We start from the raw sequence: 21,203 nt of genomic DNA on the forward strand, positions 1-21,203 counted from the left end.
GAGCTAATTCATAAGATACAAGCTGTGAAGGAAAGAGTAAGCGGAGAAAGCTCCTGCCAGGGACGGTATGCCGATAGACTGTGAGCATCCGAGGAACACTGCCCGCCGAAGTTCATTCCTGAGCCGGTATTTTGATTCCCTGCACGATGGGTGCAGGACGTAGGAATACCCGTTTCCCTTGCGTTAAAAGGTTCAAGTGAGATGTGCGGCCATAACGTGCGCATGTCTAATAAGGGTGGTACCACGACTCCTCGTCCCTTGGCGGACAGGGGTCTTTTTTGTTTTATTTAGATATTTAACACTAGGTGAGGAGAGATGAGAGATGAGTCAAGGGCGCTTGGAAGAACTGCGCAATCAATTGGATGAGGTGAATCTTCAGCTGCTGTCGCTGCTGTCCGAACGGGCACGGATCGCACAGGAGCTTGGTGTAGAGAAGGAAAAGCAGGGCGTGCCGAAGTTTGATCCGGTCCGTGAAAAGGAAATGCTGGAGAAGCTCGTGGCCAGCAACGAAGGACCGTTTGACCATGAAACGGTTCGGCATCTGTTCAAGCAAATTTTTCAAGCAACGCTGACGCTGCAGCAGGTCGATCATAAGAAGCACCTGCTCGTCAGCCGCAAGAAAAAGGCGGAGGATACCGTCATTCAGCTGGGCAATGTGACGATTGGCGGGGGCAAACCGGTCATGATCGCGGGACCGTGCTCGGTCGAGAGCTACGAACAGGTCCGCACCGTGGCGGCCGCTCTGAAAGAAGCTGGCATCACCGTGATGCGCGGCGGCGCGTTCAAGCCGAGAACCTCGCCTTACGATTTCCAGGGGCTTGGCATTGAAGGCCTGAAAATTCTGAAGGAAGTGGCGAGCGAATTCGGGCTGAAGACGATCAGCGAAATCGTGGATCCGGCTCATATCGAGCTGGCATGCGATTACATCGACGTTATCCAGATCGGGGCCAGAAACATGCAGAACTTCGAGCTGCTGAAGGCGGCGGGCGACGTCCGGACGCCGATTCTGCTGAAGCGCGGGCTGGCGGCGACCATCGACGAATTCGTGCATGCGGCCGAGTACATTTTATCCCGGGGCAACACGCAGATCATGCTGATTGAGCGGGGCATCCGCACGTACGAAAAAGCGACGCGCAACACGCTCGACATTTCGGCTGTACCGATTCTGAAACAGGAAACGCATCTGCCGGTGCTGGTTGACGTGACCCATTCCACCGGCCGCAAAGACATCATGGCGCCTTGTGCCAAAGCCGCTTTGGCCGCCGGAGCGGACGGCGTGATGGTCGAGGTGCATCCGGACCCGGCTACCGCGTTGTCGGACGCGGCCCAGCAGTTCAACATTCCGCAGTTCCAGGAATTCTACAACCAGGTCAAAGGTTCCGGACTGCTGTAAGCCGGTTTTCAGAAATGCGACCTGTTTAAATCACGATAGCCCAACTTCATAGAGCCGGGTCTCCTCCAATGCTGCATGCGGAAGGAACCCGGCTTTTTTTACATATTGCGGTCTGGCTACCTTGAATGTACTCGATCGATGTTTTTTCAAAGAAAATGGCTCGTTTCCACAAAGCTTTTTTCCAGGGGAGACATCTCGTATCCCGCGCGGGTCACCAAATATTTGTCCACATAGCGGAACGGCTCCGGAAGCTGCGCATACGCCGAAAATCCGTGCTGCATCACGATATTTTTGGATATCAAGGAGATGCCCATCCCAAGTGAGGTCAATTGAAGGAGGGTATCTAGGATCCCCACTTCGGTGATTTCCCCTTTTTCAAGGTCAAGCTCGGCATAAAGCCGCTCCAGAGTCGCTGCGTATAAGCAGTCCCGGGTCAAAATGATCCAGTTCTCCCCGTGGAGGCAGCATTCCAGGCTCTGTCCGCTGGCGAACTTTTTGCCGATGAGCACCATCTCCTCCGTACCCAGCTTTTTGTAACTTAACTGCGGCGAATCGGTCCTGCCGATGGTAAAGGCCAAATCGATGTTTCCTTGGATTAATTCGTGCTCCATCGACTGCGTGGTCCCGGTCTTTAGCGTGACAGACAGATCGGCTTGGCTCTCATATAAACGGGTCAATGCATCCGTGAGTTCTTTGCCGAAGACGGACTGCATGGTGCCCATCCGAAGCTTCATCTCCCTCTGGCTCATATCCAGCTCGGTCTCTTCCCATAGGACGAGCATTTTTTTGTATTGGCGGTACAGCTTCCATCCCTCTGACGTCAGCTCCATGCCTTTCGCACTTCGAATGAAAAGCTGCTGTCCGTAATGGGATTCGATTTTTTTGATCTTGGCCGTCATATTGGACTGCAGATGATTCAGTTTGACGGCTGCGGCCGACAGGCTTTTTAGTTCGGCGACGGTAACGAAGGCTTTCATATTGTCGATATCCATGCGGACCTCCAAGGTATCAAAAATGATGATGACTCTATTGATATCATGCATTATTCATGATGACTCTATCTTAGTATACTGGAACCGTCAACGATCATAAAGCTGGGAGGAGAATGAAAATGGAAACAAGGGGTTCAAAAAAAATACGCACGGGGATCATCGGTGGTTCGCTCAACAATCAATGGGCCAGCAAGACTCACATTCCGGCTCTGACCCGGAGCACAGGCCATGAAATTACCGCCATTGCCACATCGAATATGGCATCTGCCCGGGAAAGCGCGGCCAAACTAGGCGTCGCCCATGCTTTCGGCGACTATCGTGAACTGGTGCGGTCCGGGAATGTGGATTTGGTGGTCGTCAGCGTCAAAGTTCCTCATCATTACGAAATGATCAAGGAGGCCATCGCCGCGGGGAAACACGTGTACAGCGAATGGCCGCTAACCGTCACGCCGGAAGAGGCGGAGGAACTGGCGGAGCTGGCTTCCCAAAAAGGGATTCATCATGCGGTCGGCCTGCAGGCCAGGCAGTCTCCTGCCCTGATCGATGCGAAGAATCGCATTTCGCGCGGAGACATCGGCCGGGTGTTATCCGCCTCCATGGCGGTATCCACTCCGGGGAAGGGAGGTTATACGGAACGGAACTTGGCCTATCTGCTCCAGGAAAAAAACGGAGCCAGCCTGCTGGCGATTAACGGGGGGCACTCGCTCGACGCTTTTGGGTTTGTGCTGGGAGATCTGAAAGAAGTCTACGCAACCATGAACAGCAATTATTCGGAGGCTAAGGTGCTGGGAACCGGGGAAACCGTGCCGAAAGAAACGGCCGACCAGATTATGGTTCATGGCACGCTCGAGAACGGCGCGTCGGTATCAATCCATATTCAAGGCGGAACCTATCCGAAATTTGAATTGGAGATTCAAGGGGAGAAAGGGGTCATCCGGATTTCCCAGCCCCAGTCCCAAGGTCATGTCCAGTTCGGGGGATTGGTAGTCGAGCAGGCGTTGTATCCGTCGGGACATATTGAGGGTTACGGAGATCAGGAGACGTTCCAAAAGGTGTACGACGAGACCGAAGATCCTTCAGTCCTCGTGAATCACGTTATGAAGGCACATCAAATCATGGCAGAGGATATTCGTCTAGGCACGTCTCAGGCTCCCGATTTTCACGAGGCTGCCCGCCTGCACCGGTTACTGGAAACGATCCGGCAATCTGCCTTAACCGGCAAACGGATCCGCGTATTCTAATCGGAAAGGACTTACATTACATTTCAGACTAAGCCTGGAAAAGAAACGGCGGCAGCTAGGACAGGAGATGAGGTCCTAGACTGCCGCCATTTTTATATAACCGTCGTATCCTTCATCGGATTCGGCGATTTTCCCGTTTTCGCAGCTGTGGAAAGTAGTTCATTTCCTCGACGGAAATGGGCTTTGCTTTTGCTTGCTCCTTGCGCTCTTCCAGACCGTTCTCTTGTCCGTTTTCTATACTGTCGCCCGGGTTTTGTTCCGAGCATTCTTGGCGAGGTCGTCCTTCTTCCAACTTGACGTCTATAAAATCAACGAGCAGCTGAAGCGATGAGATTTGGCTGACGATATCCTCCCGGTGACTCCTTAACATCTCGATCAATTCAAGATACTCGGCGGGATCGGGGTTAGCAGATACCTTCAGAAACGGCTTCATGGCATCCAGCGAAATCCCTGTTTTTTTCAAGCAGGATATCAATTTGATCGTATGGATATCTTTCCGGCGGTAGACGCGATGCCCATTGTCCTTCCTGTCCGCCGGAGGGAGCAGCTTGATTTTTTCGTAATAACGGATCGTGTCCTCGGAAAGTCCAGTCAACTCCGCGGTTTGTTTTATCGTGAACGATTGCTCGGTTATCATCCTGCACCTCCTGAAATGGATACTTAGGTGCATTATACCTCTTGGAGCCGACTCCAAGTCAAACGGGGCAAGCTTTTCTTTTTTCGTACAATGGCTTTGACTGTGGTGCCTTGACTTCGATTCGACTCCAACTTTTACAATGTGCTCTACCAGGGAGACCTATCCCTGACATATGAAGGAGGAGACACACATGAACCCTAAGTATCAACCTTTAATGGAGCCGTATCGTTTCAAAAATGGTACCAAAGTCAAGAACCGCGTCGTTCTTGCGCCCATGACGATTTCTTATTCTCAGCTGGACGGTACGATATCCGATGAGATCATCGCGTATTACGAAAGCCGTTCGAGCGGGGTTGGCATAGCTGTCACCGGAAGTACGATTGTCACGCCTAATAGTAAGGTGTTCGGCGGGGAGATGGCGGCAGATTATGATGACATGATCCCAAGCTTGCAGCGCCTGGCTGCAGCCATGAAGAAAAGCGGATCCAAAGCCATTCTGCAAATCTTTCATGGGGGCCGTGAAAGCCTGCCGGAGTCGGTGCCAAACGGTGAGGTCGTAAGCGCGAGCGCGGTTGCTAAAGAAGGGCAGAACGTGATCCCCCGAGCGCTTGAAGAGCAGGAAATTTTAGAGATCATCCGCGCGTTTGGAGCCAGCACCCGCAGGGCGATCGAGGCGGGCTTCGACGGGGTGGAGATTCACGGGGCAAACCGATTTCTGATCCAACAATTTTTCTCGCCATACACCAACCGGCGCGATGACCGTTGGGGAGGAGATATCGACAAACGTATGGCGTTTCCGCTTGCTGTTGTGGATGAAGTGAAAAAATCAGTGGCCGAACATGCTAAACGGCCGTTCCTCGTTGGATACCGGTTTTCGCCGGAAGAAGAAATGACGCCCGGTATTACGATGGCGGATACGCTTCAATTGGTGGATGCCCTCGCCGATAAAAATTTGGATTATTTGCATGTTTCTTTAATGGACTTTTGGTCCAAGCCTAGACGTGGCGTCGAGGATAACCGCTCTAGAATGGAAATAATTAATGAGCTCGCCGGGCAAAGAATCCCCGTTATCGGTGTAGGATCAATCCGCACACCTGACGAGGCGCTTAGAGCGCTGCAAACGGGTGTCCCGTTTATAGCGCTTGGACGGGAGCTGATTATCGACCCGGACTGGGTTGAAAAAGTAACGCAGGGCAAGGAAAACGAAATCCGTACGGTGATCACGTTAACCGATCAAGAAAAATTAGGGATTTCCGATCCATTATGGCACAAAATCGTCCAAACGCCAGGATGGTTTCCGATCGCGAGCCAAGTCAAACAGGTGTAACGGACTGAAGTTTTGATTACGGTTTGGCGAAAAAGCGCGCCCTAGGGCGCGCTTTTTTTATACATAATGGAACAATTCAGCCCGTTCGCGCCATCGGTTCAACCCAGCATGCCGATGAGAACAATGCCGCCAAAAATAACGACGGAGCACAGCATCCGCCGCAATCCCTGCTGCTCCTTCAGAAGCAGGACGCCGAGAAAAGTGGCGAAGATGGTGCCGATTTCCCGCAGCGGACTGATATGGGCCATCGGCGCCTGGGACATGGCGAACAGGAACAGCAGATAAGAGCCCGGGTTCAGGACGGCCCCGAGCAGCAGCGTGGTCTTGTTGGCCTTCCATTCCTGGGCGATTTGCCCCGAGGCGATCACGGCCGGGGTCAGACCGAGCACAAATCCGATGTTGGTCACCTCCAGCAGCGAGATGGGGGAGACATGCTCCAGGTTCAACTTGTCGACGAAGACGTAGCAGGTGGTGCACAATCCGACGCACAAGGCCATGAGCACGGGCTTCAGGCCTTGGGCTTGCGGCCCGCTGCTGCGGCTGTTTGAACCAATGCCGCTCAGCACGGCGAATCCGCCAAGCATGCACAGGATGCCGATCCAGCCGAAGACGGACAACGATTCGTGCAGAAAAAGGACGCCGATCACGGGGACGAGCAGTGTGCTGGTGCCCCGCATGATCGGATAGATTTGCGACAGGTCGCCCAGCTCATAGGTTTTCGACAAGAGCCAGGAGTAGACGGCCTGAAGAAGCATCGAAAGCAGCAGCAGGCCGTAGGAAGCGGCGTTCATCGGGTTCTTCCACAGTTCGGTGACAAGCACCGGCAGCAGCAGGATGGTCGCGACCATCATGATGGACCAGAGAAAAACGCTTTTGCTGCGGCTCCGCTTGGTGAACATGCTCCAGACGGCATGGGCCATGCCGGAAGCAATAACAAGGACAATCGGTAATAACAAAATGAGTCAGCCCCTTGGTTGTTTAGTTGGTTCCTTGGGTATCGGGTTCATGAATCGGCTGCTCCAGAGCGGCGGACCCGTCCTCCAGCCGGAGCCAGGTATCAAAGTCCTTCTCGCCGAGGGACAGGCGGATGACGCGGCCCCCCCGCATAAATCCTTCTTTGCCGTATGTGTTGCAGCCGGTGGCCCGCCCGTAACTCAGGCGGATGCCGTGCAAAGTTCCGCTGTAATCGTTGATATGATCGTGTCCGCAGAACGTGCCGATGACGTCGCCCATTTCAACCAGCGCCGCAAACAGCCCGGAGTTGACCGGAGGGCTGCAGACCCGTTCGTATTTATGCCCATAGCAGACCTGGGTGTCCCACACTTCCTGGTATTCGGGAATCGGGATATGGAAGAACGCCAGCGAAGGCAGTTTCTCCGCCTGCCCTTTCGGGTTCAGCCTGGCGGATTCGGCGGCGAGCCAGTTGATCTGGTCCCGCTGAATCCAGTTGTACCCGGGAACCTGCTCGAGGCTCGAATAATCCCCGGAATCGAGGAAATACAGGTTGGCGGCCGGGCGCCCCTCCGAGTCCACCAGCTCCAGCGTGTAATTGCCTGAGCCGCTCAAGTCCGCCGGTCCCGGCTCCGTTACCGTGTGCCGGTGCTCCAGCACGGTCTGCATCAGTTCGTTCCGGCTGATCCGGTTTTCCGTATCGTGATTGCCGAAGACGACCGCCCACGGGATGCCGCGCTCTTCTATGGCAGCGACCGCATCCCGGAACGCTTTCCGGGGATGCTCGCACTCTGTTTTTCCCGGGGACACCGGTCCGGTATAAATGACGTCTCCGGTGATGACGACCAAATCCGGCTTCTCTGCATCCATGACCCGTTCCATGATCCCCCGCGTGCGCTGGTCCTCGGGCCTGCCGTCCATCCAATGCAAATCGGTAAACTGAACAATCGTAAAGGTGCCGTCATTTCGAAAAGACAAGCTTCGGCTCATCTCTGGTTTCCCCCTCGTATTTTAACTCTGGTTTTACAAACCACATATATGAATGTTGTATTTTGTGTATTGTTGTGGTTTTAGTTGATTTTATTCCTGCTCAAGGCTGCTGTCAATTGATTTTTTTCGAAGTTTGACATCCTTCTCCATCGCCAACTACACTAATAAGAAACAACAACAAAACACATGTATGCGATGAAAAACCACATGTGTCCAATACTAAGCCTTTTTGCGTAAAGGGGAGTTTCGATATGTCCTTAACCTATGAGGAACGGCGCGAGACCATTCTCGGCCAATTGGGGATAGAAGGGAAAGTGCGCGTGCACGTGCTGGCAGAGATGTTCGGCGTTTCGACGGAGACGATCCGGAGGGACCTCGACCGTCTGGAGAAGGAAGGCAAGCTCCGCAAAGTTTACGGCGGTGCGGTCCGGGTTCGTTCCGGCTTCATGGAGCCGACGTTTACGAACCGTTCCCTGATGCATCGGGGCGAGAAGCAGGTGATCGGCAGACTTGCGGCGTCGCTGATCGAGGACGGGGAGACGGTGCTGCTGGACAACGGCACCACGACGCTGGAAATTATGCGGAACCTGATGGAACGCTCCCATGTCACGGTCATAACCAACTCCGTCCCGATATTAAACTGTGCCCTGGAGGGGTTTCGGGGGAAGATCGTTTTCGCAGGCGGCGAGGTCGATCCGGAGCATCAGGCGGCCACGGGGATGATCAGCCATGAGCTGCTGGACCGCTTCAAGGTGAACAAGGCGTTTATTTCGGCGGGGGGCATATCGCTGACCGACGGGATCACCGATTATCATCTGGAAGAGGCGCTGCTGTCCCGCAAAATGATCGAGCGTACGGAAGAGGCCATTCTCGTCGCGGACCATTCCAAGTTCGGGGTCACCACCTTCGCCCAGATCGCGCCGCTTACGCAGATCTCGATGGTCGTCACCGATGCGGGCTGCTCCAGGGAATGGATCGACGCCCTGAAGCAGCTGGACATTGAAATTATTCCGGGGGAGGCCCTGCTTTAAGAGGCCGGTTCCTTCGAGGAATTGCTTTGGAATAAAGGCGCGATCCGATCGATACGGTTCGTCCAGATACCGCCGCTGTAATGGGCCGGCAGCCGCTTGATGTCTTCAGGGCTGTCCAAGCCCGATGAAAAATCGCTGCCGTCGCCTCCTACGACAATGACCCGCGTGTCGGCCTTGTCCATCCGGTTCAGGAAGCGGTTTGGCCATCCCCACAGGAGCGGGGCGATTTTCTCGGGAATGTGCAGTTCCGTATGCTTGCAGGCGGAAGGCATATACCCGGTCCATCCCGCAGCCAGATACGGAATCAGGCAGTGCTTCATCGTTGCGATGGACATGACGCGGGCTTCGGGAAGCTCTGCTTTGAGAGCCGCCACCGGCTCATCCCCGCCATAGAAGGCGAGCTGTTTCAGCCGCTGTTCGGGCAGGGCCGACATCGCCTCGGCCAACCTGGTGCCTTCCTTCGGATCGCTGCTCTTCATATGGATCAGAAAAGCCCGGTCCGGAAAATGCTCAAGCACTTCATCCAGCGTCGGCATGAGCCCAATGCCTTTTCCCCGGAAAGGATATGTTTTTCCGCCGTCGGCGGTATATCCGTAGCCGATATCAACTTTCTTTAGCTCGGCCATGGTGTAGTCCGTCGTCATACCTTTCACGTTGGTGCGGCAGTCCAGCGTCCAGTCATGGAATACGGCGATTTGATCGTCCTTCGTCAGCTTGATATCGAGTTCCACCATATCGGCACCGGCCTGAAATGCGGCTTCCATGGACGGGAGCGTATTTTCCAGATAGGGGTGCTCCGGGGGATAAATCCGTTCCGCGGTACAGGTGTCGTTCGTGATTCCCTCCATCGTAAAGGTTTGGGCCAATCCGCGATGGGCCAGCAGAAAAGGGGAACCTTCCCTGGGCTTGGCCAGCAGGGAAGTGTTATTCAGATAGATAAAAACGATCAATAATGCCAAAACGATAAAGGTTCTGCTCCGCAAAATCCGCTTCAAGCGCCTCACTTGCCGATCCCCTCCCATACGGCATCCAGCTGCCGTGCAATCGTTCCGTATATGTCGTCTTCACTCATCTTGGAGGAAAGCGTAATCAGCGTCTGAAAGAAGAGTCCGACTATCACCCCCGCGCTCAGCTCGGGGTCTGTCAGCCGTTGCTGCGAATCTTGTTCCCCGGCTTCCTCCATCAACCGGCGCAGCGCATGTTTAAAATTCGAAATGTTGGTCGATTCATGGCCCGAGACGATTTCCGCTTTGATCGTTTCAATCAAGGTCAGCCGCAGAATCTCCTCATGCTGCGTATAGATGTGCAGCAGGTCGCGCAGAATCCGCAAAACGCGCTCCTTCAAGGGACCGTTCGGATGCCGCGTGACGATGTCGTCCATCAAGCCGGCGTAAGAATCGGCCACATGCAGAAGCACATGCTCTTTTTTCGGAAAATAGTTAAAAAAGGTTCCTTTCGCGATGCCGCATGCGGCGGCAATTTCTTCCACGGTGACGTTGTCGTAGCCTTTTTCCTTAAACATTTCAATCGCATTGCGGGTGATATTATCCCGGGTGCTCTTTTTCTTCAGATCTCTCAGCAAACCTCTCACCTCATTTTGTATAAAAATGACCACGGTCATAAATGACTGTGGTCATTATATGGCATAACCCGGTTGGAGCGCAAGCCCTGTCCAAACCCATTACTTCTACACCATTGAAATGGATAGATGGGAAAAGGGGCCCTCTGCATACAGGCAGAGGGTTTTTTTAGATATAAGAACGTATAAGCAAGGCGTGCGGGGGAATAAGTATGCGGGTTCAGCGGTTCTGCTTTAGCTCGGCGAGACCAATCAAGAACATCAGTACGCCGATGAGCATCGGAGAGAGGAGGGTGCAGTACAGGAGCGTCTCGTATTCGCCGGTCAAGTTCATATTGTAAAAAAATATATTGCTGAAGAAGAAGTAACCGATCGGCGCACTGAAAAAAATGAACACAAACGATACGGCGAACCATGCCATGGATCTTTTCACGGGTAGATCATTCCTTTCGGGTATCTACACTTCGTTTTACCATTTATTACATCTATTGTCATCACGGAATTTGGATGGTCCTGGCCTTGATAAGTGTGAAAGACGGGATATGACATGCTGGAAATCGATAGTATTCACTTTTGCACAAACCGGACTTCCAGGAATTGAACTGTCACTCGCTGCACGGCCATGGGTATAATCGAGTCACCAGGAACGACAAATTTCGTCAAAGACAGGAGGGATGCCGGATGCTGGATGAACGCAGTACCGAAATACTGAAGCTGCTTGTACAGGCGGACGATTACGTGGCGCTGGATGAACTCACGCAGAGGCTCGGCATCTCCCGAAGAACCGTGTACTACGATATGAACAAAATCAACGACTGGCTGGAGGCCGCGGAGCTGCCGCCCGTCGAGTACGTTCGCACGGCCGGTTATTCGCTGCCGGAGGTCAGCCGCCGGGGAATCCCGGACATGGCATGGGCCGAGAGTTCTTCTGCGCAGCAGTATTATCTGTCTCCGCGGGAGCGGCTGGCCTGGATCGCGATCCGGCTGCTGACGGCGGAGGGCACCGTCTTTATCCACCACCTGACCGATCTGCTCCAAGTCAGCCGGGGGACGGTGCTGAAGGATTTGAATGCGGTCCGCTCGCAGCTGGAAACGGCCGGTCTCGAGGTCGTGTATGACCGGAAGCGGGGCTACGGGGTCTGTGGTGACGAGGCAAGGATGAGGAATGAGTTGACGCGCTGCTGCGATCAACTTGCCGGCAGCGTCAGCTGGGAGCAGGCGGTCAGCCGGACGGGAAGCTGGGGAGAGCAGGACCCCTTGCGGGATATCATGCCGGAGAATACGGACGACGGTATTCGGCGTCAGATCTACCGGCTGATCGCGGCCAGCGAGCAGATACTGAACGTGGAGCTGACCGACGAGATGCTCTTCCATTTAACCACCCGCTTTCTTCTTTACATCCGGCGTATTCAGTCCGGTTGGGTGATCCGGGTGGACGAGGACGAGCGGGAGGTGCTTCGGCAGACGCCCGAATATGACGCGGCTTCCCGGGTCGCGGACGGCCTTGGCCGTATGTTCGGCATTCCGGTGCCGGAAGAAGAAAACGCTTACCTCACGATGCATCTGCTTGGGGCGCGGGCCAACCGGATGGAGCAGCTGACAGGCTCGGACGAAATCATCGGGCGGCTGCGGGACGCTGCCCGGGAGATGACGGATGCGTTCCAGCGCAGCGCCTGCGTCTGGCTCAGCGGCCGGGAAGCCGTGGAGGAGGATCTGCTGGTGCACCTGAAGCCGGCGTATTACCGGATCATGTACGGTTTGGAGCTGGCCAATCCTCTTCTGCAGGATATCCGTGACAAATACGGCGATTTATTCGAGCTCACCCGGCGCTCCGTGTACGCCTTCGAGGAACTGGTCGGCCGGAGGCTAAGCGATGTCGAGATCAGCTATCTGGCCATGCATTTCGGCGGATGGCTGCGGCGGGAGGAAGCGGAGCCTGCGGCCCGGAGGCGGGCGGCGATCGTCTGCGTAAACGGCATCTCGGCGTCGAGAATGCTGAAGGCCCAATTGGAGGGACTCTTCTCCACCCTGGACATTATTGCGATGCTCTCCCTGCGGGAATACGAGCAGTTTCAAGAACGGGTCGATTTGATATTTTCGACGGTACCGCTCCCGGACAGCAAGGTGCCCGTTCATGTCGTCCATTCGATCCTCAGCGACAAGGACAAAGTGAATCTGCTCGGCCGGATCAACACGGCAGGCGGCAGAGGCGTAAGAACGCAGGCGATCTCGGTGCAAGCCCTGCTCGATATCGTCCGCAAGCATGCCGACGTGACTGACGAAGCGGGCCTCGCAGACGAGCTTGGCCGCTATCTGTCCGGCGGCCGAAGCAAGGTATGGCTGGGCGAGCGGCCCAAGCCGTCCCTGGCCGAGCTGCTGCCCGCGCCGATGATCCGGCTGCAGCGGGAGAGCGCTGACTGGCGCGAAGCGATCCGGGAAGCGGCCCGGCCGCTGCTGGCCGAAGAATACATCGACGAAGGCTACGTCGACGCCATGATCGGCAAAGTGAAGTCGCTCGGTCCATACATCGTGGTCGCGCCGGGAATCGCTATTGCGCACGGGCGGCCGGAGGACGGCGTGAAGCGGCTGGGAATGAGCCTCCTGCATTTGGATCAGCCCGTGGCTTTTTCCGGGGAAGCACGCCACCAGGTACGGGTCATTCTGGTACTGGCGGCGATCGACGGAGAGTCGCATCTGAAGGCATTGTCCGAGTTGACCAGCATGCTGAAGGACGAAGCGGGCCTGAGCCGGCTGAAGGAGGCGCTTACGAAGGAGCAGATGCTGAAGCAGATCGGGACGGCTTCAAGTTCCGGCTAAACTATCCGAACGGGAGAGATGAACATGAAATTTCTTGAACCTCCGCTCATTGCGCTGGATGCCGAAGCGGCATCCGCCGAGGAGGCGATCCGGCTGGCAGGTGCGCTGCTGACGGAGGCGGGCGCTGCAGAAGCGCGCTACGCCGACGCCATGGTGGAATCCTACCGGGAGAGGGGACCGTACTTCGTCCTCGCCCCGAACATTGCCCTGCCGCACGCCCGTGCGCAGGACGGCGTGATCGAGGCCTCGGTGTCTTTTGTCCGGCTGAAGGAACCGGTCGTCTTCGGCCACAGCGCCAACGATCCGGTGCAGCTGGTATTCGCCCTTGGCGGGTCCGACAGCGGCGAGCATATCGCCCTGCTGCGCAAGCTGACGACGCTGCTGAGCAGTCCTGCGCATCTGGAGCAGTTCAAACAGGCGGCCGATGTGGAAGCCATCCAACAAATCATTAGGGGGAATGAGCAATGAAAGTGTTATGCGTATGCGGTTTGGGACAAGGAACGAGTCTGATTCTGCGGATGAATGTGGAAAACGTGTTTAGCGGCATGGGGGTCAGCGCCGATGTGGAGCACACGGACGTCTCTACGGCCTCGGGCACAGCGGCCGATTATATCATCACAAGCCATGAGCTGGCGCAAAGCCTGGAGGGCCATTCCGCCCGGATCATCGTCGTCAATAACTACTTCGACAATGACGAAATCAAGCAAAAGCTGGAGGAAGCCCTGTAAGCCCTATCTTGACCTAACCAAGGAGGTGTCCATCCATGGACGTGCTTTATTGGATCGCAACCAATATTTTCGGAACACCTGCCATACTGCTCGGATTCATCGTTCTGGTCGGCCTCATGCTTCAGAAAAAATCGACCAGCCAGCTGGTGAGCGGGACGTTCAAGGCGATCATCGGCTTCCTCATCATCGGGGCGGGTTCGGACGTCATCGTGAATGCGCTGAACGTGTTCGAACCGATGTGGAAGGAAGTGTTCGGCCTGAAGACCAGCTCGCTCGGCAGCTTTATGGGCCAAGAGGCCTTCAACGGCAAATTCGGCAGCGCCGTCACGCTGGCCATGCTGGTTGGCTTTCTGATCAACGTGGCGCTGGCCCGGTTTACCCGGTTCAAGTTCATTTACCTGACCGGACACATGATGTTCTGGACCTCGACGATCTTTGCGGGCGTCATCGTCCATGCGGCAGGCACCGGCATTGCCATATGGAAGCTCGTAGTGGTCATTGCCGTCATTCTGGGCGTGTACTGGACATTCCAGCCGGCCCTGGTTCAACCGTTCCTGAGGAAGGTTACAGGGAACGACAATATCGCTCTGGGCCACACCTCGGCGTCCGTCGCCCTGCTGGCGGCGCTGCTCGGCAAAGTGTTCGGCAACAAAAACAACGATTCCGAGAAGATCAAAGTGCCGAAGGGATTCGAGTTCCTTCGCGACTCCAACGTCATCACGGCGCTCAGCATGGGCGTGCTGTTCCTGGTCGGAGCGATCATTCTTTCGACCAAAGGCACCCCGGAGGCCGCTTCGCTGATCGCCAAGGCGGGAGACCAGAACTTCATCATTTATTCCATCATTCAATCGTTTACGTTTGCCGGCGGCATCGCCATCGTGCTGATGGGGGTACGGATGTTTGTCGGCGAGCTGGTCCCGGCCTTTAACGGGATTGCGACCAAATTGGTGCCCGGGGCCAAGCCGGCGCTGGATGCCCCGGTCGTGTATCCTTACGCGCCGAACGCCGTCGTTCTCGGATTCTTAGGCGCATTCGCCGGAGCTATCATCTGGCTGCTTGTGCTGGGAAGCACGGTGTCTTACATTTTCGTGCCGACGATGATCGTGCTGTTCTTCCATGGAGCGACGGCCGGCGTTTTCGGCAACTCGACGGGCGGTGTACGCGGAGCGGTCATCGGGGGCTTCATTACATCGACGATCGTCGCCTGGGGACAGTTTGTCATGGTCCGCTTCCTGATCTCTTCAACCGTACCGGACACGGCCATGTGGGCGGCCGATTCGGATATGTTCATCATCGGCCCGATTTTGCACTTTATCGCCAAGCTGTTCTTATAAATGGATGTTTGAAACCGGCCAGAAGGAAGACGGTGAACCTTCGGCAGCGCCGTCTTTCCCGGGCCAGCGGGTCTTGGAATGCAGCCGGTTAGGATAACGAAAACCAACAAGTCATCAAGCATAGAGGAGGAACGCTTATGGGCTTTATCCGCACACTTCACGGAGACATCGATCCGAAGGAGCTCGGATTTACGTATTCCCACGAGCATATCGTATGCCGTCCGGCCTATTGGCAGGAGCGGGGGGAAGACGATCTGCTGCTGGACGACAAGAAGAAGTCGAAGCTGGACGTGCTGGATTTTAAACGGCATGGAGGGCAGTCGATCGTGGACGCGACGGCGGTCGACTATGGCCGGGATGTTCATGCGGTACAGGAGATCGCCCGCGAAACGGGCATCCGGATCGTCGGGACGGCCGGATTCAACAAAAGCTTTCTGTGGGACGCAGGTATCAAGGAAGAGCTGAAGCCGCTTATCGGGCCCTATGATACTTACGCGCAATGGATCGAGGCGAAAACGATCAACGAGCTGGCCGATTTCGTCATTCGCGAGGTCGAGGAGGGACTCGAAGGAACGCCGTTCAAGGCGGGCCAGGTCAAATTCGGGACGGGCTACAACCGCATCACGCCGCTGGAGGAGAAGACGCTTCGGGCCGTGGCGAGGGCTCATCACGAAACGAAAGCTCCCGTCCACTCCCACACGGAGGTCGGCACGATGGCGCTGGAGCAAATGGAGCTCCTGAGAAGCGAAGGCGTAAACCTGTCTTACTTGAGCCTCGGACACATGGACAGGAATCCGGATCCGTATTACCACGAGCAAATCGCCGCAATCGGCGCATTCATGAGCTTTGACGGCATCGGCAAGATCAAATACGCGCCCGAGAGCACGCGGATCGAGCTGATTCTGAACCTCGTCCGCAAAGGGTACGAGGACCAAATCCTGATCAGCGGGGACACCGCCCGCAAAACCTACTACAAGCATTATGATCACGGTTTGGGTCTGGAATATATCATTGCGAAATGGGTGCCCCGTTTCATCGACGAGGCGGACCGAGCGGGGTTTGAAGGCAGTAAGCTGATCGAGAAGTTTTTTGTCACCAACCCGGCCCATTGTTTTACGTTCAAAAAATAAGGGAGGCAGGTTCATGAAATTCGAGCACGAAAACTCGGTTGACGTCATGGACAAGATCCGCAAGCACCGCACGGCCATTCTGCCGGTCGGCGCCGTGGAAGCGCACGGCCCGCATCTGCCGCTCGGCACGGACAATCTGCTTGCCGAGCGGCTCGGGGACAAACTGGCTGCTCGCATCGGCGGGTTCGTACTGCCGACGCTGCCTTACGGCCAGGTATGGAGCCTGCGCCATTTTCCGGGAAGCATTACCGTGTCCAACGAGGCACTGATCCGGCTCTTGGCCGATATCGGGGAAAGTCTGTACAACCAAGGCTTCCGCATTCTGGCCATAGTCAACGGCCATTTGGGAAATGCCGTCGCTTTGAAGGAAGCGGCAAGAGTGCTGTATGACCGGGTGCCGGACCTCAAGGTGTTTTATTTCTTCTACCCCGGAACGAAGGAAGTGACCGCGGAAGTCCGGGAAACCTCCGCGGTTCACGGCACCTACATGCATGCCGACGAAATCGAAACGTCCTACATGCTTTATTTGGCTGAAGCGCATGTGGACATGGACCGCGCGATCGACGGGAAACCGCAAATCCCCGCCGAAGCCGACTGCACTCCCACGCCTTGGGAGGAGATGACCTCTTCGGCGGTGCTCGGCGACGCCACCCGGGCTTCCCGGGAGAAAGGCGAGAAGATCATCGAACGCAGCCTGGACGCGATGGCGGACATGGTGCTGAAGGCCAGAAGGAAGCTGGATCTTGGAGCGAAGGGGGAGGAATCATGCTGATGAACGCGTATTTCAATATTATCGGCGAGCTGCTGCACAAAGTTCGGACGAAGCAGGCGGAGGAGATTCACCGCGCTGCCGTCAAGGTTGCGGAGTGCATTGAGCAGGGAGGCATCATCCATTTATTCGGCTGCGGGCATTCGCACATTCTCACCGAAGAAGTATTCTACCGGGCTGGCGGGCTCGCGCCCATCCGTCCCATTTTTGTGGAGAAGCTAATGCTGCATGAAGGCGCAGTGCGCTCCTCCGAACTGGAGCGGCAGAATGAGCTCGCGGAAGGCTTCATGCGGGAGCAGGATATCCGGGAAGGGGAAGTGGTATTCGTGCTGTCTACCTCCGGACGCAATCCGGTACCGGTGGATGTTGCGCTTATGGCCGGGCAGAAAGGCGCCTTTACTATCGGCGTGACCTCCCTGGCGTACTCCAAAAGCCAGCCATCCCGCCATAAGAGCGGCCGGCACCTGGCCGACGCCGTCGATCTGGTCATCGATAACTTCTCCGTCAAGGGGGATGCGGTGCTTCGGCATCCGGGCATGGAGGTCGCGTTTGCGCCCAGCTCGACGGTGATCGGAGCGGCGATTCTGAACGCCGTATTCGCGGAAGCGATCGGGATCATGATCGACAAGGGACTTACGCCGCCGGTGTTCTTAAGCGGCAACATCGACGGGGCCGACGCCCATAACGAGGCATTGATCGAAGCTTACAAGGGCCGGATCGCGCTGCTGGCGTGACCGGCTGTATGAAGGGGAGGAGCAACATGATTACACAAACGGTTACCATACGAAACAAGCAGGGCTTTCATGTGCGGCCGGCCCAGCAGTTTGCGGACCGGGCGGGGCAGTATGAAGCGCAGGTGACGGTTGTTACGGAGGACGGGCGCCGGGCCGACGGCAAAAGCATGCTGGAGCTGATGACGCTGGGGCTCGAAGCAGGATCGGTCGTGACGATCGAGGCCGCCGGACCGGGGGACGAAGAAGCGGTTCGCGCTTTGGCGGAGCTCGTGGACGGCAAGTTCGGTGAGGAATAATGGACACGCTCTATCTTCAAGGCATCGGCGTGTCGGAAGGCGTGCAAATGGCGCCGGCTTTCATCTATCGGCGGGATGCGGCCGGACGTGCGCCGGCTCCAGCAGAGCTGCCCGCCGGTCCGGAGGCGATTCGGGCTGAGCTCGCCAGGCTGGGCGAGGCGAAACGCCGGTGCGCCCGGCAGCTGGAGGACCTGGCGGCCAAGGCGGCGGAGACCATCGGCGAAGACCAGGCCGGGATCGTGACGGGTCAGCGCAGGCTGCTGGAGGATCCGGTCTTCTATCCGAAGATGGAGGCCTGGGTGCAGGAGCAGCGGGTGCCCGCGGAGCAGGCCGTTGCCGGCATCGTGGATCAGGTGGCCGGCGTGTTCGAGGCCATGAGCAATGATTACATGAAAGAGCGGGCTGCGGATATCCGCGACATCGGCGGGCGCTTGCTGGACGCTCTGGCGGCGAAGGAGGACCGCGGGTTATCCGCTATTACGGAGCGGGTCATTCTCGTGGCGGACGACTTGGCGCCGTCGGACACGATCCAGCTGGACCCGGCGCGGGTGGTAGGGCTGGTCACCCGTGCCGGCGGAGCGACGTCGCACACGGCGATCCTGGCGCGCTCGCTCGGCATTGCCGCCGTCGTCGGCGCGGGCGGCGCCATCGACGGCATCGCGGACGGCGATCTGATCGCCGTCGACGGGACGGCCGGACGCTGCATCGTCCGGCCCAGCGAGGCGGAGGCGGAGCAGAGCCGCCTCCGGATGGAGGAGGGCGAGCGGGAGCGTGCTGCGCTCGCCCTCTACGCCGCGCGTCCGGCGGTGACCGCCGACGGGACGCGCGTGGAACTGGCGGCCAACATCGGGACGGCCGCCGAAGCGCATGCCGCCGCCGCGCAGGGCGCCGGCGGTGTGGGGCTGTTCCGCACGGAGTTTCTGTTCATGAACGCCCCGGCCATGCCGGGCGAGGAGGAGCAGTTCCGTGCGTACCGGGAGGCGGCGGCCGCCATGGAAGGCCACCCCGTGATCATCCGCACGATGGACATCGGCGGAGATAAGGCGCTTCCGTATTTGGATTTGCCGCGGGAGGACAATCCGTTCCTCGGCTACCGGGCGATCCGGATCGGTCTTGGCAGCCGGGATCTCCTGAAGGTTCAGCTGCGGGCGGTGCTGCGGGCAAGTGCATTCGGAAACGTCAAGGTCATGTTCCCAATGATTTCCGGGCTGCAGGAGTGGCGTGAAGCTAAGGCGGTGCTGGAAGAAGCGAAGGAAGAACTGCGGCTCAGCGGGTCGGCATTCGACGAGCGCACCGAGGCAGGAATCATGGTTGAGGTGCCGTCGGCAGCCGTCATGGCAGGGGCGTTTGCCCGTGAGGTCGATTTCTTCAGCATCGGTACGAACGATCTGGTTCAGTACACGCTGGCCGTGGACAGGATGAACGACAAGGTCGCATACCTGTACGATTATTTCCACCCGGCCGTGCTGCAGCTGATCCGCCAGGTCATCGAAGCTTCCCATCAGGCGGGCAAATGGACCGGTATGTGCGGCGGGATGGCCGGTGATCCGCTGGCCGCTCCGCTCCTGCTTGGGCTCGGCCTGGACGAGTGGAGCATGGAGGCCGGCAGGCTGGGCGCCATCAAGAAAGAGCTGTCGGTTCTCGACCGGGAAGCCTGCCGTTCGCTGGCTGAGAACGTTCTGGCGCTGGATACGCCACAGGCGGTCCGGCAGGCGCTTGAAGATTTTCGTCGCGCCACCGGACTTACACTTTAGAGTTATCGCTTCGCTTAGGTATACGATCACTGGAAATCACGTGAAAAGGCAGAGGATTCTCTCGCAGGAGAATGCTCTGCCTTTTTTGAAGAGACCAGAAAGTATAAGGTTCGGAGCTTCTGCTTCCTGATCTCGCAACAAAAACTTCCTTTAGACGCGGTGATCCGGATTCAATGCAAATGGGTGCCGTTATATTTTGCGCACCGGCCACAGCAGCACATCAAGCCTCGGGGTATACGTCAGCAGCGTCGGCTCCGGGTCATGGACCAGGCCGAACGAGGGCGTCAGGCTGTTCTCCTCGATCCACAGTCCGGCATCCTGCAACGGCCAGGGGAGGTGATGGATCTCCCCGATATGGAGCCGCCCGTCGGAGTCGGCGGAATACAGACAGTACCGCTCGGTCAGCCAATGGACCAAGGTTCCGGGTTCGGCATGGTAGACCTTCGGGTTTATCGCGCGGTATCGGCTTTTCCATACTGCCGGGGACGTTTCATTCCCGTGATCCCTCTCGCTAAAATAATGGATGAATCCCTCTAGATGGTTCGTTCGCATTCGGGCATAGCGGTAGGGCAGGTGCGCCAGCATGCGGGCACCCGCGACCGCAAGCGGATTCGAGGCTTCCAGCGTCAGAAACCAAACGCCGGGTTTTCCGTTGCAGCTTACGTACGTTCTAACGTTCAGCTCAAGGAATTTCCGAGTCCCTGGTACGGGCGGCAGGCCGCGGAAGCGCAGCGGATCCAGCAGAAACGGGGCGACGGTGATCCACGGCCTTCCTTCCCACCGCTCAAGTTCAAGGCCAGCGGGAATATAGGGAAGCAGGCTGTCTTCATCTACCGGCCAATGGGCGAAAAGAAGGTCGTTCCATCCCTGCATCATAACCCAGGGCCCGTCTGGAAGGGGCATAGGACGATGGCTCGTTTGCCCTAGGATGTCGCGGTTTTTCATGGCTCTCTCCTCTCGGTTGTTTGGATACGGGTTACGTATCGTTATTACCCATCTATGCACAAAGATCATGTTTCATATCCTGGGGCACGGGTAAGTAATGACTGCAAGCGTAACACTCAAAACCCTAGAAGGAGTGATTCGAAGTGGCAAATAACAAGAATAACCGCAAGATGACCGTCGAAGAAGCCGGACGTATGGGTGGCGAGAAAACCGCCAAAACGCATGACCGGGAATTTTATCAGGAGATTGGCAGAAAAGGTGGCGAAGCGACGGCGGAATCCCATGACCGTGATTTCTATGAGGACATCGGCCGCAAGGGCGGCGAAGCGACATCGGATTCCCACGACCGTAATTTTTATCAGGAAATCGGCCGGCAAGGCGGCGATGCGAGAAGCGATAACGATGGAGGCGGCGATGGCAAAATGAGCCGCGAGGAAGCAGGCCGCAGGGGCGGAGAAGCCCGGGCCCGTCAAAGAGACAACTCGTAATCAGGCGATACGATAGATGAACCAAAAAAGAAAGGACCTTCCTTCGGGGAGGTCCTTTCTTCTTGCG

Annotated in this window: 22 protein-coding genes; 14 read left to right on the forward strand and 8 right to left on the reverse strand. The window is 56.8% G+C overall.

What is annotated here, in order from left to right; genetic code table 11:
* The first annotated feature begins 322 nt into the window (after window positions 1-322).
* A complete protein-coding gene (locus tag CJP46_RS12020) occupies window positions 323-1,393 on the forward strand; it encodes a bifunctional 3-deoxy-7-phosphoheptulonate synthase/chorismate mutase (protein ID WP_094595816.1) in 1,071 nt (356 codons plus the stop codon).
* Window positions 1,394-1,539: 146 nt separating this feature from the next.
* On the opposite strand, the gene CJP46_RS12025 is transcribed toward CJP46_RS12020, so the two are convergent.
* The gene (locus CJP46_RS12025) at window positions 1,540-2,385 is read right to left on the reverse strand and encodes a LysR family transcriptional regulator (protein WP_094596152.1); all 846 of its coding nucleotides are present in this window, start codon (window positions 2,383-2,385) and stop codon (window positions 1,540-1,542) included.
* Between the two features lie 119 nt (window positions 2,386-2,504).
* Between CJP46_RS12025 and CJP46_RS12030 the strand changes: the two genes are divergently transcribed.
* Window positions 2,505-3,626 carry a Gfo/Idh/MocA family protein gene (locus tag CJP46_RS12030; protein WP_094595817.1) on the forward strand — a complete coding sequence of 374 codons (1,122 nt, stop codon included), beginning with the start codon at window positions 2,505-2,507 and terminating at the stop codon, window positions 3,624-3,626.
* 112 nt (window positions 3,627-3,738) lie between these two features.
* Here the strand turns inward: CJP46_RS12030 and CJP46_RS12035 are convergent, their stop codons facing one another.
* Window positions 3,739-4,263, reverse strand: a complete 525-nt coding sequence (locus CJP46_RS12035; protein WP_094595818.1) for a MerR family transcriptional regulator — start codon at window positions 4,261-4,263, stop codon at window positions 3,739-3,741.
* A gap of 190 nt (window positions 4,264-4,453) precedes the next feature.
* Here CJP46_RS12035 and CJP46_RS12040 point away from each other — a divergent pair, with 190 nt between their 5' ends.
* Window positions 4,454-5,590 carry an NADH-dependent flavin oxidoreductase gene (locus CJP46_RS12040; RefSeq protein ID WP_094595819.1) on the forward strand — a complete coding sequence of 379 codons (1,137 nt, stop codon included), beginning with the start codon at window positions 4,454-4,456 and terminating at the stop codon, window positions 5,588-5,590.
* Window positions 5,591-5,688: 98 nt separating this feature from the next.
* On the opposite strand, the gene CJP46_RS12045 is transcribed toward CJP46_RS12040, so the two are convergent.
* Both CJP46_RS12045 and CJP46_RS12050 read right to left on the reverse strand, forming a co-directional pair.
* On the reverse strand, window positions 5,689-6,546 hold the full coding sequence (locus tag CJP46_RS12045; protein ID WP_306431042.1) for a DMT family transporter: 858 nt from the start codon (window positions 6,544-6,546) through the stop codon (window positions 5,689-5,691).
* Window positions 6,547-6,568: 22 nt separating this feature from the next.
* On the reverse strand, window positions 6,569-7,531 hold the full coding sequence (locus CJP46_RS12050; RefSeq protein ID WP_094595821.1) for a metallophosphoesterase family protein: 963 nt from the start codon (window positions 7,529-7,531) through the stop codon (window positions 6,569-6,571).
* A gap of 251 nt (window positions 7,532-7,782) precedes the next feature.
* Between CJP46_RS12050 and CJP46_RS12055 the strand changes: the two genes are divergently transcribed.
* Window positions 7,783-8,562 (forward strand): DeoR/GlpR family DNA-binding transcription regulator, encoded by a 780-nt coding sequence (locus CJP46_RS12055; protein WP_094595822.1) that lies wholly within the window; start codon window positions 7,783-7,785, stop codon window positions 8,560-8,562.
* On the opposite strand, the gene CJP46_RS12060 is transcribed toward CJP46_RS12055, so the two are convergent.
* The 3 genes from CJP46_RS12060 to CJP46_RS12070 all read right to left on the reverse strand — a co-directional run bounded on the left by CJP46_RS12060 (window position 8,559) and on the right by CJP46_RS12070 (window position 10,574).
* Window positions 8,559-9,566, reverse strand: coding sequence for a glycerophosphodiester phosphodiesterase family protein (locus CJP46_RS12060; RefSeq protein ID WP_094595823.1), 1,008 nt, complete (start codon window positions 9,564-9,566; stop codon window positions 8,559-8,561). The two genes, CJP46_RS12055 and CJP46_RS12060, sit on opposite strands and share 4 nt — an antisense overlap.
* Window positions 9,563-10,144, reverse strand: coding sequence for a TetR/AcrR family transcriptional regulator (locus CJP46_RS12065; RefSeq protein WP_179281136.1), 582 nt, complete (start codon window positions 10,142-10,144; stop codon window positions 9,563-9,565). Before CJP46_RS12065 ends, CJP46_RS12060 begins: the two co-directional genes overlap by 4 nt.
* Window positions 10,145-10,361: 217 nt before the next feature.
* Window positions 10,362-10,574, reverse strand: coding sequence for a hypothetical protein (locus CJP46_RS12070; protein WP_094595825.1), 213 nt, complete (start codon window positions 10,572-10,574; stop codon window positions 10,362-10,364).
* 248 nt (window positions 10,575-10,822) lie between these two features.
* Here CJP46_RS12070 and CJP46_RS12075 point away from each other — a divergent pair, with 248 nt between their 5' ends.
* From CJP46_RS12075 to ptsP, 9 genes are all read left to right on the forward strand, one after another.
* Window positions 10,823-12,958, forward strand: coding sequence for a BglG family transcription antiterminator (locus CJP46_RS12075; RefSeq protein ID WP_256992307.1), 2,136 nt, complete (start codon window positions 10,823-10,825; stop codon window positions 12,956-12,958).
* 24 nt (window positions 12,959-12,982) lie between these two features.
* Window positions 12,983-13,426, forward strand: a complete 444-nt coding sequence (locus tag CJP46_RS12080; protein ID WP_094595826.1) for a PTS sugar transporter subunit IIA — start codon at window positions 12,983-12,985, stop codon at window positions 13,424-13,426.
* Complete coding sequence (locus tag CJP46_RS12085) at window positions 13,423-13,686, forward strand: PTS sugar transporter subunit IIB (RefSeq protein WP_094595827.1); 264 nt, start codon at window positions 13,423-13,425, stop codon at window positions 13,684-13,686. The genes CJP46_RS12080 and CJP46_RS12085 overlap by 4 nt, the downstream gene beginning before the upstream one ends.
* Window positions 13,687-13,721: 35 nt before the next feature.
* On the forward strand, window positions 13,722-15,020 hold the full coding sequence (locus CJP46_RS12090) for a PTS ascorbate transporter subunit IIC (protein WP_094595828.1): 1,299 nt from the start codon (window positions 13,722-13,724) through the stop codon (window positions 15,018-15,020).
* A 137-nt stretch (window positions 15,021-15,157) separates the two neighbouring features.
* The gene (locus tag CJP46_RS12095; RefSeq protein ID WP_094595829.1) at window positions 15,158-16,150 is read left to right on the forward strand and encodes a phosphotriesterase family protein; all 993 of its coding nucleotides are present in this window, start codon (window positions 15,158-15,160) and stop codon (window positions 16,148-16,150) included.
* Between the two features lie 13 nt (window positions 16,151-16,163).
* Window positions 16,164-16,922 (forward strand): creatininase family protein, encoded by a 759-nt coding sequence (locus CJP46_RS12100; protein WP_094595830.1) that lies wholly within the window; start codon window positions 16,164-16,166, stop codon window positions 16,920-16,922.
* On the forward strand, window positions 16,919-17,653 hold the full coding sequence (locus CJP46_RS12105; RefSeq protein WP_094596154.1) for an SIS domain-containing protein: 735 nt from the start codon (window positions 16,919-16,921) through the stop codon (window positions 17,651-17,653). Before CJP46_RS12100 ends, CJP46_RS12105 begins: the two co-directional genes overlap by 4 nt.
* 26 nt (window positions 17,654-17,679) lie before the next feature.
* Complete coding sequence (locus CJP46_RS12110) at window positions 17,680-17,949, forward strand: HPr family phosphocarrier protein (RefSeq protein WP_094595831.1); 270 nt, start codon at window positions 17,680-17,682, stop codon at window positions 17,947-17,949.
* The gene (gene ptsP / locus CJP46_RS12115; protein WP_094595832.1) at window positions 17,949-19,703 is read left to right on the forward strand and encodes a phosphoenolpyruvate--protein phosphotransferase; all 1,755 of its coding nucleotides are present in this window, start codon (window positions 17,949-17,951) and stop codon (window positions 19,701-19,703) included. Before CJP46_RS12110 ends, ptsP begins: the two co-directional genes overlap by 1 nt.
* 189 nt (window positions 19,704-19,892) lie before the next feature.
* Here ptsP and CJP46_RS12120 read toward each other — a convergent pair whose 3' ends face one another.
* Window positions 19,893-20,648 (reverse strand): YqjF family protein, encoded by a 756-nt coding sequence (locus CJP46_RS12120; RefSeq protein ID WP_094595833.1) that lies wholly within the window; start codon window positions 20,646-20,648, stop codon window positions 19,893-19,895.
* 143 nt (window positions 20,649-20,791) lie between these two features.
* Here CJP46_RS12120 and CJP46_RS12125 point away from each other — a divergent pair, with 143 nt between their 5' ends.
* Entirely contained in the window at window positions 20,792-21,136 is a 345-nt protein-coding gene (locus CJP46_RS12125) for a KGG domain-containing protein (RefSeq protein ID WP_094595834.1), read from the forward strand.
* Window positions 21,137-21,203 lie beyond the last annotated feature (67 nt).

Origin of the sequence: Paenibacillus sp. XY044 (genome assembly GCF_002257645.1) — a bacterium.
In the GTDB taxonomy this organism is placed as follows: Bacteria; Bacillota; Bacilli; order Paenibacillales; family Paenibacillaceae; genus Paenibacillus_AQ.